Origin of the sequence: Runella sp. MFBS21, from assembly GCF_029433105.1 — a bacterium.
Classification (GTDB): Bacteria; Bacteroidota; Bacteroidia; order Cytophagales; family Spirosomataceae; genus Runella.
Window position 1 is genome coordinate 113,844 of the sequence record NZ_JARNTW010000005.1, and the last position, 14,786, is coordinate 128,629.

Genomic DNA, 14,786 nt, shown 5'->3' on the forward strand with positions numbered 1-14,786 from the left:
CAAAAAAGGACATTTCCTAAAGAGGTGTCCTTTTTTGATTAACTTGACCCCGGCAACGGCTGGGGGTAGCTTAATTAAAGAAATCCTTATGAGAAAAGACATTACACACATTAAAATGTTAAAATTAAATTTAGGAATTATTTTGTTAGGAATTTTGGGCTTGAGCGCTTGTAAAGAGCAATCTGCTATGTTCAAAAAATTAGAATCAGATAAGACAGGTTTAGATTTTGTCAATAAAATCGAAGAAACTGAGCAAGATAATGTGCTTAATTATGAGTATTTCTACAATGGAGGAGGGGTAGCAGCAGCAGATTTCAACAACGACGGCCTAGTAGACTTGTACTTTACGGCCAACCAAGGCTCTGATAAACTTTATCTCAATGAAGGAAAGTTACATTTTAAAGATATTACCCAAAGTGCGGGAATTGAGTGGAAAGGCGAATGGAAAACGGGAGTGACTGTGGTAGATATCAACAATGACGGATGGCAAGATATTTACGTGTCGGTATCAAGTAATATAGATCGTCCTGAATTGCGAAAAAACAAACTTTATATCAATCAAACCAAAGACAAAAACGATGTTAAGTTTATAGAAAAGGCGGTAGAATATGGCCTAGACTTACCTACTTACACTACTCAAACGGCGTTTTTTGATTATGACAACGACGGTGACTTAGATGCCTATGTGCTAAATCACAACGTCAAAGATTTTAAACGTTTTGATGTAGAAGCGGTACATTTTATGAGAGATTCGTTGGCTGGCGATAGACTTCTACGCAACGACAATGGGAGGTTTGTAGATGTGAGTGTCAATGCAGGTATCAAAGGAAACCCTATTGGATTTGGCCTCGGAATTAGCACCGCAGACCTCAACGGTGATGGTTGGATGGATATTTATGTATCCAATGATTATATCGAAAACGATTATTTTTATCTCAACAACCAAGACGGGACTTTTACGGATCAAATCGCCCAAGCGACCAATCACGTGAGTTATTTTTCGATGGGCAATGAAGTGGGTGATGTCAACAATGATTTATTGCCTGATATTATCACCATGGATATGCTTCCAGAAGATAACAAACGTCAAAAATTGCTCTTTGGACCCGACAAATATGAAGCTTATCTTTCGATGCTTCGCTATGGCTTACACAACCAAACCATGCGGAATATGCTACAGCTAAACATTGGAAATCAAGTCTCTTCAAACCCCAAAAATCCTAAGGCTTCTATACCAGTTTTCTCAGAAATAGGGCAGCTAGCGGGCATTTCCAATACCGATTGGTCTTGGTCGGCTTTGCTCGCCGATTATGACAATGACGGTTTTCAGGATTTGTTTGTGACCAATGGCTACTTGCGCGATTATACCAACAACGATTTTATTAAATACTATGCCGAAATCGGCGAAAACAATAAAGAAAGTGTAATGGAGGTCATCAAAAAAATGCCTTCTACCAAAACGCCCAACTATGTTTTTAGAAACAATCATGATTTGACATTTTCTAACAAACAGGCCGATTGGGGATTTGATAGCCCCGTGATTTCAAATGGGGCAGTATATGCAGATTTGGACAACGACGGCGACCTAGAAATCATCACCAACAACATCAACGAGGCAGCTTCCCTTTATCAGAATTTGTCCAACGATGAAGGGAAGATTAATTACTTAGATGTAAAGCTGATAGGCATGCCAACTAAGTCAGTAATTGGAACGAAAGTGTATGTTTATAGTAATGATTTGGAACAATACCGGGCTTTTACGCCTACGCATGGTTATCAAAGCAGCATGATGATTCCGCTGCATTTTGGGTTAGGAACTTACCCTAAAATAGACAGTGTGGTGGTGATATGGCCAGATCAAAAAGCCCAAAAGTTGACCAAAGTCGCTTCCAATCAACTATTAGAAATCAAATATAGTCCGAATCACAGCCTAGTAAAACCTAACATCAAGCCGCTCTTCAAACCTTCTGACAATCTTGTTTTTGAACATCAGCAAATTCCGTTCAATGATTTCAGTCGGCAGCTGCTGCTACCTCATATGTACTCTTATCAAGGGCCGTGTTTGGCCAAAGGGGATGTCAACAAAGACGGCCTTGACGATATTTATTTGGGAGGGGGAAAAGGCCAAGCAGGGCAATTGTTTTTGCAGCAGGCAGGGGGTAAGTTTGTTAAAAAAGAACTAACTGTATTCAAACAAGACGAGCTTTGTACAGATACTGATGCTGTATTTTTTGATGTTGACAAAGACGGGGATTTGGACTTGTACGTCACGAGTGGAGGCTATGAGTATTTGCCCAATGATTTGATGCTTCAAAATCGTCTTTATCTCAATGACGGTAAGGGAGGATTTACCAAAAACTTTGATGCATTGGTAGCCGAAAATTTTGCCGATAACGACGTCGAAGTTCTTGATTTTGACAAAGATGGTGATTTGGATTTGTTTGTTTCGGGTGGGGTAGTGCCTCAAGAGTATCCTCGTTTTAACCCTTCTAGATTGTATCGCAACGACAACGGTAAGTTTACCAAAGTTGAAAATCAAGCCTTCGAAAACTTAGGAATTATCACCGATGCCTGTGTGCTTGACATGGACAAAGATGGCTATGAGGATATTGTGGCAGTAGGGGAGTGGACAGGTATCGTACGCTTAAAAAACGAAAAAGGTACTTTCAAACGTGTCACGGATGAGCTAGACAAAACAACGGGACTTTGGCAAAGTGTATCAGCCGCCGATTTTGACAACGACGGAGACAAAGATTTAGTGGTGGGAAATTATGGTTTAAACTCCCAATGGAAAGCTTCCGCTACGCAACCAATGACACTTTACACTGATGATTTTGACGGAAATGGCCGAATAGATCCTTTCATTTCTTATTTTATTGAAGGAAAGAGTTATCCTGCTTACAGCAAAGATGAGTTATCGGATCAGTTGGTACCGCTCAAAAAAGCGTACAATAATCATGAAAAGTATTCCATCGCTACAACAGAGGATATTTTGGCTGTTTTTAAAGATAAAACACCCGAAAAACGGGAAATTACGACACTTTCTACCCTGTATTTGGTCAATGACAATGGGCGTTTTACGCCTAAAACTTTCCCTATCGAAGCCCAATTTGCGCCCATTTATGCCATCTTGTGCGAAGACATAAATGGAGATGGTTTTAAAGATTTGGTTTTGGCTGGAAATCAAACTCACTCAAGGGTCAGAATTGGCAACATAGATGCTAATTTTGGTCAGATTTTTATGAATAATAAAAAAGGTGGTTTCGAATACATACCTCCCTATCTATCGGGATTGTATGTGAGAGGGGATGCTCGCTCGGTGGTAATGGCTGGAAAACAGTTGATTGTGGGAGTTAATTCGGGTAAATCATCGATTTATAAGAAAGAATAATTAGCCTAATAAGAAGTAACTGAAGTGGGGGTGGTAGAGGTCTTTTACAAAATTTACCACACCTTTTTTAAATTATTTTTGTAGAAAAAATGCAAAAAACGAGCAAAATAGTATTATATACTCTTAGCTTCAAAAAGCGAACTTTGTAGAAACGTAAATATGGCATATTCTGCTATTTTCCTCCAACTAAAAGCTTTTTGTATGATGCAATAAAAATGACCTTCAATATAATGCCTTGCTGCTCCCTAGCCGACTTAAATGAAAATTAAAGAACTTGATATTTTGGTAGTTGTACTCTATTTGGTAGCTATCACATCCATTGGAGTAATTACAAAAAAGCGTGCGCAACGAAGTAAAAAAGACTACATGCTTGGCGGAAACAACCTGCCTTGGTGGATGTTGGGTATTTCAAATGCCTCTGGAATGTTTGACATATCAGGTACGATTTGGATGGTGTCGATCATGTTTGTGTATGGTCTCAAAAGTATCTGGCTTGTATGGCTATGGCCTGTTTTTAATCAAGTTTTTATGTTTGTTTACTTGGCTAGTTGGTTGCGGAAGTCAGGCGCAGCTACAGGTGCTGAGTGGATGCTAACTAGGTTTGGTGATAAAAAAGATGCCCAATTAGCTCACAAAATCATCATAGCTTTTGCATTGCTGAGTTGTTTTGGGTTTATGGCTTATGGATTTATTGGATTAGGCAAGTTTGTAGAGATTTTTATCCCATTTTCATCGATTGCGCCCTACTTACCATTTACGGTTTCAGCTGAGTTTGTGCCACATTTGTATGGTATCGTTTTTACATTTTTTGCGGTCTTTTACTCAGTCATGGGAGGGATGTCGAGTATCGTATGGGCCGATGTGGTACAATATAGCCTTATGGCGATTGGAGCGGTAGCGATTGGGATTGTAGCCATGAGTGAGTTGGCGGGGCATACCCTTCCTGTACCAGCGGATTGGTCTAATCTTTTCTTTGGGTGGGACTTACATTTGGATTGGTCAAGTATTATTTCTGAAGTTAATCAAAAAATAGTGGACGATAAATATAGCCCTTTTGGTATGTTTTTTTCGTTGATGTTGACTAAGGGCATATTGGCAAGTTTGGCGGGCCCTGCTCCCAACTATGATATGCAAAAAATCCTTTCGACGCGTTCGCCTCGGGAAGCTTCTTTGATGAGTATGTTTGTCAATGTAGTATTACTGCCAACGCGTTATTTTATGGTTATCGGGGTCACGGTGCTAGGGCTTTTATACTATCATCAGCTTGATATTCACTCGTTAGAGGGAGGCGTAGATTTTGAGAAAATTTTGCCCGCCACTATTCTCAAATTTGCCCCTGCTGGTTTATTAGGGTTGTTTTTGGTCGAATTGTTGGCTGCTTTTATGGGAAGTTTTGCTGGCACTCTTAACGCCGCACAGGCATACGTTGTCAATGATATTTATCTCAAATCAATCAAATCCCAAGCTTCCAATGAAGAGGTGAGTCGTGCCAATTATATGATAGGAATTGTGCTCGTAGGAATTAGCATCATTTTTGGGGTTTTTGCTAAAGATGTCAATAGTGTATTACAGTGGATTGTGGGGGCATTGTATGGGGGATACGTAGCAGCCAATGTACTAAAATGGCATTGGTGGCGCTTCAATGGCTCTGGATTTTTTTGGGGAATGGCGGCGGGCATTGTTTCGGCGATGGCCTTGCCCTATATTTTTCCTAATACCCTGCCTTTGTTTTACTTTCCATTGATTCTGGTGTTGTCGTTTATAGGGGCAGTGGGAGGGGCACTTCTTACACCGCCTACCGATAGGCAAGTTCTCAAGAAATTTTACCGAGATGTACGTCCGTGGGGTTTTTGGGAACCCATTCATCAGGAAATAGTAAAAGAAGAACCTGATTTTAAACCCAATAAAAATTTTGGTTTAGATATGTTCAATGTTTTCATTGGCATTGTAGCTCAAACGGCCATTACTTCTCTGCCAGTATACGTGGTATTGCTGATGCCCACGCATAGTTTAATAACGGCGGTGGTATTGGCGGTGAGTGTGGGTATTTTATGGAAAACTTGGTACCAAAAGCTACCCAAAGTTTAAGTGACAGCAGTGAAGTATTTTAATCGCCCCCAATGTTTCGATTAGTTGTTCAAAACTAAAGTATTACCCCATTTGAATTACCCAAAAACTATTGAAGTGCTTGCTGCGGTGCAATTACTTAATCACAAAAATGATTTTGCTCTAACAGTAACTTTAGATATTTATTGAGATGACTACATTTAACGAACGCCTTTCTTTGCTAGAGGAGGCTCATCAAGAGTTGATTTCTAAGAAAAATCTCCCCAAAAAATTGGGAAATGGCATATATGATCGCTACGAAAATCCAGTCTTGACGGCGGGGCATATACCTTTGTTTTGGCGATATGACCTCAATCCTCTCTCCAATCCATTTTTGATGGAGCGTATTGGGTTCAATGCTACTTTCAATGCCGGTGCTATCAAATGGGAAGGGAAATACTTGATGGCCGTAAGGGTGGAGGGAAGTGATCGCAAGTCTTTTTTTGCCATTGCCGAAAGTCCCAATGGAATTGACCAATTTCGCTTTTGGGATTTTCCTATCACCATGCCCGAAACAGACCTGCCCGATGGCAACGTATATGATATGCGTTTGATTTCGCACCAAGACGGCTGGGTCTACGGATTGTTTTGTACCGAGCGCAAAGACCCCTACGCCCAAAAAGGAGACGAAAGCGCGGCGGTAGCTCAATGTGGCATCGCACGTACCAAAAACTTGACGCATTGGGAGCGCCTGCCAGACCTCAAAACACCCTCGCCTCAGCAACGAAACGTGGTTTTACACCCAGAGTTTGTGAATGGAAAATATGCCTTGTATACCCGCCCGCAGGATGGGTTTATTGAGGCAGGGGCAGGAGGAGGGATTGGCTTAGGATTTACCGATTCTATGGAAAATGCCGTGATTGATAAAGAGTTTATTATTGACGAAAAACGCTACCATACCGTATATGAAGTCAAAAATGGACAAGGCCCTGCGCCCCTTAAGACCCCTCAAGGCTGGCTGCATTTAGCGCATGGAGTGCGCAATACCGCCGCTGGATTGCGTTATGTGCTTTATATGTTTATGACTTCTCTTGATGACCTTACCAAAGTTATCTACAAGCCTGCGGGTTATTTTATCGCACCTGAAGGCGAAGAAAGAGTAGGAGATGTTTCCAATGTGACGTTTTCTAATGGTTGGATTTTGGACGACGACGGTACGGTTTTTGTTTACTATGCTTCTTCTGATACCCGTATGCATGTAGCAACAAGTACCATCGAAAAACTACTGGATTACTGTACCCATACTCCCTCAGATGGGTTTCGGTCAGCTACGTCTGTCGAGATAGTTAAGGGTTTGATTAATAGCAATTTGTCTTTTATTGGTAAAACAGGTAGTTAACAAACAATGCAGTTTTATTTCCTCCAAGAAATAGAAGAAGAATTGGGGAATATTCTCCAGTTTTGGTTCAAAAATGCTCCTGATTCTATTCATGGGGGTTTTATTGGAAAAATGACCTATGACGCTCAAAAGCATACTGATGCACTCAAAGGAGGCGTACTCAATGCTCGTATTTTATGGACGTTTGCGGCGGCTTATCGATTGAGTATTGATCATAAATTTTCCAAAATATCTTCACAGGAATTACTCCAAACGGCTACCCGTGCCTTTGAATACTTCCTTGCTCATTTTCGTGATACTACCTACGGAGGAGTGTATTGGGCTGTGAATGCCGATGGTAGCGCTTCTGCTACCCGAAAGCAAATATACGGCCTTGCTTTCGGCCTCTACGGCGTAAGTGAATACTACCGCGCTACTAAACAGGAAGCGGCACTAGAATTTGCGATTGAACTGTTTGAGACTATCGAAAAACATAGCTTTGATACTGTCAATGGAGGATATTGCGAAGCTTTTAGCCGAGATTGGCAGCGATTGGAGGACTTGCGACTCAGCCAAAAAGACCGCAATGACCCCAAAACCATGAATACGCATTTACACATTGTAGAAGCGTATGTCAATCTTTATAGAGCTTGGCCAAATATCAAAGTAAAACAACGCATTCGTTATCTTCTTTGGATTTTTGAGCAGTATATTTTATCGCCTGATAGCAAACACCTGCGTCTTTTTTTTGATGCTGCTTGGCAGCCCCAAACCCAAGCTATTTCGTTTGGGCATGATATTGAAGCTTCGTGGCTATTGTACGAAGCCGCCCAAATAGTGGACGATAAGCCTCTGGTAGATAAGTGGAAGCAAATCGCCCTTACCTTGGCCGCCGCTACTATCGAAGGGAGGAACCAGGACGGTAGTTTAAATCATGAATACGACCCCGAAACAAATCATTGGGACGCTCACCGGGAGTGGTGGGTGACAGCGGAGGGTATGGTAGGCTATCTCAATGCTTTTATGATAAGCAACGACACCCGTTTTTGGGAGTATGTGCAAAAACTCTGGGATTTTGCAAAAAATCATCTCATCAATACAGAGCAAGGTGAGTGGGATTGGGGAGTGCATCCTGATATGTCGCCTATGAAGGAGGAAGATCGCATGGGTTTTTGGAAATGCCCTTATCACAATGCCCGAGCTTGTATGCAAATCTTGATGAGACTCAAAAAAATCGAATCAAAATTAAATGCCGAATGATGCAAAAATTATTATTCCTTTTACTGCTTTTTGCCTGTTTTTCCAACCTCGCACAGTCACAATCTTCTTTGCCAAAAATAAAAGTAAAGGGAAATCAGTTTGTAACAGAGCAGGGCAGAGCAATCGTATTTCGTGGATTAAATATGAGCGACCCCGACAAACTTTTTAGCGGCGGGCATTGGGACAAAAGAATATTTCAGGAGGCTAAAAATTGGGGAGCGAATGTACTCCGCTTTCCGGTGCATCCTTCTGCTTGGCGGCGCCATGGCAAAAAGAATTATTTAAAATTGCTTGATGATGGCGTACAATGGGCGACCGAATTGGGAATGTATGTCATCATTGATTGGCACACAATCGGGAATCTGCGGACCGAAATGTACCAATCTGATAACTATGAAACGACCCAAAAAGAAACCTTTGAGTTTTGGCGGACAATGGCGCAGCATTATAAGGGAAACAATACGGTTGCTTTTTTTGAACTTTTCAACGAGCCTACCATCGCTAAAGGACAGCTAGGGACCTGCTCGTGGGCGCAGTGGAAAGAACTCAACGAGGAGATGATTGGTATCATCAGGGCGCATGGCAACGATACGGTGGTCTTGGTAGCAGGGTTCAATTGGGCCTATGACCTCACGCCCGTCAAAGACAATCCGATTCAAGCCGAGGGCATTGGCTATGTGAGTCATCCTTACCCCATGAAAAGAGAAAAACCTTGGGAAGAAAAGTGGACTGCTGATTGGGGATTTGTAGCCCAAAAGTATCCTCTTATTTTGACTGAAATTGGTTTTTGTACTGCCGACGAAGCAGGCGCTCACGTACCTGTAATAAGCGATGAGTCTTATGGAGATGCCATCACAAAATACACCGCAGAGCTTGGAATTAGCTGGGTAGTGTGGGTTTTTGATGATCGTTGGGCGCCTCGTATGTTTTCAGATTGGGATTTTACGCCTACAAGACAAGGAAAATATTTCAAAAAAGTGCTTTTAGAGTATAATAAATGATTAGGCAGTGCCTTCTGCTCATAAAGGCATCATTTTATACATTACCATCAATGAAAAAACTTCTACTTTTTGGCCTTTTTATTATTCAATTTTCTGCTTCTGCCCAACTCAAGCTTGCGCGTCTTTTTTCTGACCATGTGGTATTGCAGCGTCAAAAACCGATTCCTGTGTGGGGGTGGGCTAAGCCCAAAGAAAAAGTAACCATCACCCTAGCAGGCCAAAAACAAATAATAACAGCCGATGCTACAGGGAAGTGGACAGTAAAACTTTCGCCTATGGAGGCAGGTGGGCCTCACCAAATGGTGGTGACGACCAAATCTGAAAAAATCGAAGTGAAAGATATTTTGATGGGAGAAGTATGGCTGTGTTCGGGGCAATCCAACATGGAATGGCCCGTGAAGCAGGCCGATAATTATAAAGAAGAAAAGAAAAACGCTGATTTTCCCCAAATACGGCACTTTTTTGTGGGGCATGAAGTCACGATTACTCCCCAAAAAGAATTGGCAGCGGGTGAATGGAAAATCTGTAATGAAGAAAACGTCGGGAATTTTACGGCGATAGGGTTCTTTTTTGCGAGAGAATTGTACCAAAAACTTAAAGTGCCTATTGGATTACTACATTCGTCGTGGGGGGGCTCGCAGGTAGAGGGATGGATTAGCAAAGAAGCCATGCTTACAAATGATGAACTAAAAGCCTATGCCCAGGCATTGCCCAAAACTTGGGAAGAAGCGGATGCGATTTTGGACAAAAAAACGCGTAAACAATTGCTCGGAAGCGAAGGGGTTCCCACTCCAGCTGACGAGAAAAATTACACTGAAGCGGGATATGATTTTTCAAAGTGGCTAAAAGCAGGAAGCCCTTTGGGGCAGTGGGATTGGAAAGGCATTTGGATGTTTAGAGGTAAAGGTTTTATGGCTTGTGAGGTAGAGGTTTTTGATGAGATGATTTCTCAGCCTACTACACTAGGACTCGGAATTCAAGATAGTTTCAACGAAATCTACATCAATGGGCAATTGGTCTCGGAAGGAATCGTAGAAGGGACACGCAAGATTACAATTCCTGCACAAAGTTGGAAAAAAGGCAAAAATCAATTGGTGGTCAAATTCGGAAATATGGTACAATTTCCGTGGTATGGTTTGGGAGTAAATGGCAGTCCCGACGATTTGTATGTAAGTACCAAAGACACAAAAGTAAGCTTGGCATCGGGATGGTATTTGATGCCGTCTTTTGCAGAGCCTCACACCTACAATCATAGCAGCAACAATGTCGGTACTACTATCTATAATGCGATGATAGAACCGCTTCTTCCATTTGGTATAAGAGGAGCCTTGTGGTATCAGGGGGAATCAAACGCAGGACGGGCTTACCAGTATCGCCAAACTTTCCCACTGCTGATTCAGGATTGGCGCAAAAAATGGAATGACACGTTTTCATTTTATTTTGTACAATTATCAAGCTTTGGGGCCTATCAAAATAGCAACAATGGTAGTAGCTGGGCCGAGCTTCGGGAAGCTCAAACCATGACTTTGTCGGTACCCAAAACAGGCATGGCCGTGACGATTGATGTCGGAAATCCCAAGGATATTCACCCTACCAACAAACAAGACGTAGGGCATCGCCTCGCACTCAATGCCCTCAAGTTTGACTACGGGCAAGAGGTACTTCATTCGGGACCTATGTATGAGTCGGTGCAGTTTGATGAAGATAAGGCTATCATTTCTTTCAATTTTGCGGGTGACGGCTTGAGCGTCAAAGATAAATTTGGGTACGTAAAAGGCTTTGAAATTGCGGGGGAAGACAAGGTATTTTATTATGCCAAAGCCGAAATCATCGGTGATAAAGTAGAAGTATATCATCCCAAAGGTCAAAAACCTATTGCTGTGCGCTACTCATGGGCAGATGCCCCAGAAGATGCCAATCTTTTCAACAGCGAAGGACTCCCGGCTAGCCCTTTTCGAACCGACAATTGGGCAGGAAAAACAGTAGGTAAAAAATTTGAATAAAATACACGCGCTTTTCAAAAACGATTTTGAGGGGTAACAATCAAGTGTATAAAAACGAAGTTCTTAAAAATAACAAAGATTAACCTATGACCTATCTTCCTAATCATACTCGCTATGACCACATGACTTATCGTCGGTGTGGCAAAAGTGGCCTGAGCTTACCCGCTATTTCGCTAGGGCTATGGCATAATTTTGGCGGGGTTGATGTTTTTGAAAACTATCGAGCCATTTTAAGAGCGGCTTTCGATGCGGGTATTACTCATTTTGACTTAGCCAACAATTATGGCCCGCCTCCAGGGTCTGCGGAAGAAAACTTCGGGATACTTCTTAAAAAAGACTTTGCAGCGCATCGAGACGAACTTATCATATCTTCAAAAGCGGGTTATTTGATGTGGCCGGGGCCTTATGGGGAGTGGGGGTCGCGCAAGTACCTTATTGCGAGCTGTGACCAAAGCCTCAAACGAATGGGACTAGAGTATGTGGATATTTTCTACTCACATCGTCCTGACCCAAACACCCCTTTGGAAGAAACAATGGGCGCCCTTGATAGCATCGTACGGCAAGGAAAAGCCTTGTATGTTGGGATTTCTAATTATTCGGCGGAAGATGCGGCTCGAGCTATTGCTATTTTAAAACAATTAGGTACGCCTTGCCTGATTCATCAACCCAAATATTCGATGTTGGAGCGCTGGGTTGAAGGTGGACTTTTGGAGGTACTGCAAGAGTCGGGGGTAGGTTGTATTCCATTCTCTCCGTTGGCGCAGGGGTTGTTGACAGATAAGTATTTAAAAGAAATCCCTCACGATTCGCGGGCTGCTAAAGAGCATGGTTTCTTGAAAAAAAGTCAACTTACGCCTCAAACTTTGGAAAAAATAGGAAAGCTCAATGAGTTGGCAATCCAACGTGGTCAAACTTTGGCTCAGATGGCACTGGCATGGCTGCTCAAAGACAGCCGCATTACGTCGGTGCTGATTGGGGCGAGTCGTGTTTCTCAATTACATGATTCTTTGAAGTGTTTAGAAAACCAGCACTTTGGTGCGGACGAATTAGCTCATATCGAAACTGTTTTGGCCAATTAGGAATGTGGTATAAGTATGTTTTTATGAGTTTGGGACTTGGTCTATCACTCTACAGCAATGCTCAAATTGACAAAAATGCGACGAGAGAGACCAAAGCATTGTATCATAATCTAAAAAAGCTCTCCAAAAAACACGTACTTTTTGGACATCAACATGCTACCGAATACGGACATGGGTGGTCGGGAGAAGCAGATCGTTCGGATGTGAAATCGGTGACGGGCTCGTATCCAGCAGTCATAGGGATTGATTTTATGGGGTTTTCGGGCAGGTCGCCAGAAGATATTGCCAAGTCAGTGGCTACTTTGCGCCAAAATGTAATAGATACTTACCAGCGAGGCGGGGTAACGACGGTAGCGTGGCATTTTTCGAACCCCGCTTCTGGAGGAGGATTTTATTGGAAAGATTCGATTTCGGTGGCTGCCATGCCTCTCATCAAACCTTACGGCTCTCACCACGAAGCCTACAAAGAGATTTTGCGTACGATTGGAGATTTTGCCAAATCGACCAAAGGGCAAGATGGTAAGTTGGTACCCATGATTTTTCGGCCTTTTCACGAATTTGACGGAGGATGGTTTTGGTGGGGTAAACCTCACTGTAGCCGCGAAGATTTCATGGATGTTTGGCATTTTACGGTATCTTATTTACGCGATACTTTGGGGGTGCATAATTTTATTTATGCTTTTTCGCCAGATAATAAATTTACGACCGAAGAGATGTTTTTGGAGCGTTATCCGGGCGATGATTGGGTAGACATGGTAGGGATGGATAATTACGGAGATTTTGGGCGAGACGGAAAATATAATTTGACCGCGGGTATTCAGAAGCTCAAAATTGTGTCTGACTACGCTCAAAAGGCTCACAAACTCGCCGCTTTTACGGAGACCGGTTTAGAATCAATTCCCAATACTACATGGTGGACAGAGACGTTGCTCAAAGCTTTAAAAACAGAGAAAATGCGTTTAGCTTACGTATTGGTCTGGCGTAATGATACGCGAAGCCCTACACACTATTATGCACCTTATCCGGGGCAGGTGAGTGAACCCGATTTTCTCAAATTTTATCAAGACCCTTATACACTTTTTGAAAATGATTTAAGAAAAATATATAAGAAAAAGTTCTTGGGGCTCTTTTAATAATCTTGGTAGCGTACTGATGGCTCTCCAAGGTGAATACTTACTATCATAAACAATCACCTTCTTCGCATGAACTACTTTAGCTGTTTGGGATTTATTTTATTGACTCTAAATGCTTTAGGGCAGCTGATGCCTATCAAAGCAGATGTATATAAATGGCAAAGTGTGGCAGTATCAAAAAAAAATAAAATAGAGCAGCGTTCTATTTTAGAAGGTACGACCCCTGCTTTCAAGTACATGAAAATCCATGCGGAGACTTTACAGCCTAAGCAAGCCTCTAAAAGCCACCAACACACCCAAGAAGAGTTGATGATAGTAAAAGAAGGAGAGCTTACTATCACCCTCAATGGCAAAACCGAAACCCTCGAAGCGGGAAGTATTGCGCTTATCATGCCGGGCGATTTGCATGGGTTTGAAAATAAAAGCGGGCAGCCAGCTACTTACTATGTCATGAATTATGAATCGGTAGAGCCGGTAGACTTGGAAAGAGGAGCGAAAGCGGGCGGGTCGTTGATTGTACATTGGAATCAAGTTGCTTTCAAAACCCACGACAAAGGGGGACGTAGAAACTTTTTTGACCGTGCTACAGCCCATTCCAAACGCTTTGAAATGCACGTGACGACCTTAAACGAAGGCTTGATGAGTCACCCGCCTCATACTCATCAAGCTGCCGAAATCTTATTGCTTACCGATAAGCAAGCCCAAGAGAGTATCAATGGTGAATGGATAAAAGCGGATGTAGGAGACATTATTTTTTTACAATCTAACGTTCCTCATGCTATCCAAAATATCAGCAAAGGAGCCTGTACTTACTTTGCTTTTCAATTTGAATAAAAAAAATTGCGCATGCTGCCCCAAAATTACCTAGCGGAAAGAGACCCTATTTTGTCAAAAATTATTGAAAATACGCCCACTTTCAAAAAAACAGATTGGAACCAAGACGTTTATTTGGCATTGTTGGAGAGTATTGTTTCACAGCAAATTTCGGTAAAAGCCGCCGATTCTATTTTTGCTAGATTTAGAGCGTTGTTTCCTGAGCAATACCCTCACGCAGAGCTGCTTGTGGTAGCTACTGATGAGCAGTTGCGAAGTGCAGGCTTGTCTTTTCAAAAAATCAATTACCTGCGAAATGTAGCCACCTTTTCATTGGAGAAAGGAATTGATTATGCTCATTTAGAGGCTCTTGAGGATGAAGAAATCATTGCGTATCTCACCCCTATCAAAGGAGTAGGACGCTGGACGGTAGAGATGCTTTTGATGTTTGTGATGGAGCGCCCCGATGTATTCCCGATTGATGATTTAGTCATTCGTCAAAAAATGATAAAGGCTTACGAACTCACCCAAACAGGACGTGAGTTATACAAAACCCTTCACAAAATTGCGGAGCCATGGCGGCCTCATCGTACCTTGGCGTGTCGTTATCTTTGGCGTTGGCAGCCTGGTGTTTAAAGGGATTTTTGGTATAATTTTGGCTAGGTATACTTAAAAAATCGTT

10 protein-coding genes are annotated in these 14,786 nt (G+C 42.3%); all 10 read left to right on the plus strand.

The window, feature by feature from the left end; genetic code table 11:
- Positions 1-187 precede the first annotated feature (187 nt).
- The 10 genes from P1X15_RS13405 (at position 188) to P1X15_RS13450 (ending at position 14,740) form a co-directional block, all read left to right on the plus strand.
- Positions 188-3,391, plus strand: coding sequence for a VCBS repeat-containing protein (locus P1X15_RS13405; protein ID WP_277338638.1), 3,204 nt, complete (start codon positions 188-190; stop codon positions 3,389-3,391).
- 258 nt (positions 3,392-3,649) lie between these two features.
- The gene (locus P1X15_RS13410; protein ID WP_277338639.1) at positions 3,650-5,479 is read left to right on the plus strand and encodes a sodium:solute symporter family protein; all 1,830 of its coding nucleotides are present in this window, start codon (positions 3,650-3,652) and stop codon (positions 5,477-5,479) included.
- 169 nt (positions 5,480-5,648) lie between these two features.
- Entirely contained in the window at positions 5,649-6,836 is a 1,188-nt protein-coding gene (locus P1X15_RS13415) for a glycosidase (RefSeq protein ID WP_277338640.1), read from the plus strand.
- Positions 6,837-6,842: 6 nt separating this feature from the next.
- Positions 6,843-8,075 carry an AGE family epimerase/isomerase gene (locus tag P1X15_RS13420; protein WP_277338641.1) on the plus strand — a complete coding sequence of 411 codons (1,233 nt, stop codon included), beginning with the start codon at positions 6,843-6,845 and terminating at the stop codon, positions 8,073-8,075.
- Complete coding sequence (locus P1X15_RS13425; RefSeq protein WP_277338642.1) at positions 8,072-9,076, plus strand: glycoside hydrolase family 5 protein; 1,005 nt, start codon at positions 8,072-8,074, stop codon at positions 9,074-9,076. The genes P1X15_RS13420 and P1X15_RS13425 overlap by 4 nt, the downstream gene beginning before the upstream one ends.
- Positions 9,077-9,126: 50 nt before the next feature.
- On the plus strand, positions 9,127-11,079 hold the full coding sequence (locus tag P1X15_RS13430) for a sialate O-acetylesterase (RefSeq protein ID WP_277338643.1): 1,953 nt from the start codon (positions 9,127-9,129) through the stop codon (positions 11,077-11,079).
- A gap of 86 nt (positions 11,080-11,165) precedes the next feature.
- Complete coding sequence (mgrA, locus tag P1X15_RS13435; RefSeq protein ID WP_277338644.1) at positions 11,166-12,158, plus strand: L-glyceraldehyde 3-phosphate reductase; 993 nt, start codon at positions 11,166-11,168, stop codon at positions 12,156-12,158.
- A 23-nt stretch (positions 12,159-12,181) separates the two neighbouring features.
- Positions 12,182-13,291, plus strand: coding sequence for a glycoside hydrolase family 26 protein (locus P1X15_RS13440; RefSeq protein WP_277338645.1), 1,110 nt, complete (start codon positions 12,182-12,184; stop codon positions 13,289-13,291).
- A 69-nt stretch (positions 13,292-13,360) separates the two neighbouring features.
- Entirely contained in the window at positions 13,361-14,125 is a 765-nt protein-coding gene (locus tag P1X15_RS13445; protein WP_277338646.1) for a cupin domain-containing protein, read from the plus strand.
- Positions 14,126-14,137: 12 nt separating this feature from the next.
- Entirely contained in the window at positions 14,138-14,740 is a 603-nt protein-coding gene (locus tag P1X15_RS13450) for a DNA-3-methyladenine glycosylase (RefSeq protein WP_277338647.1), read from the plus strand.
- Positions 14,741-14,786: the final 46 nt, after the last annotated feature.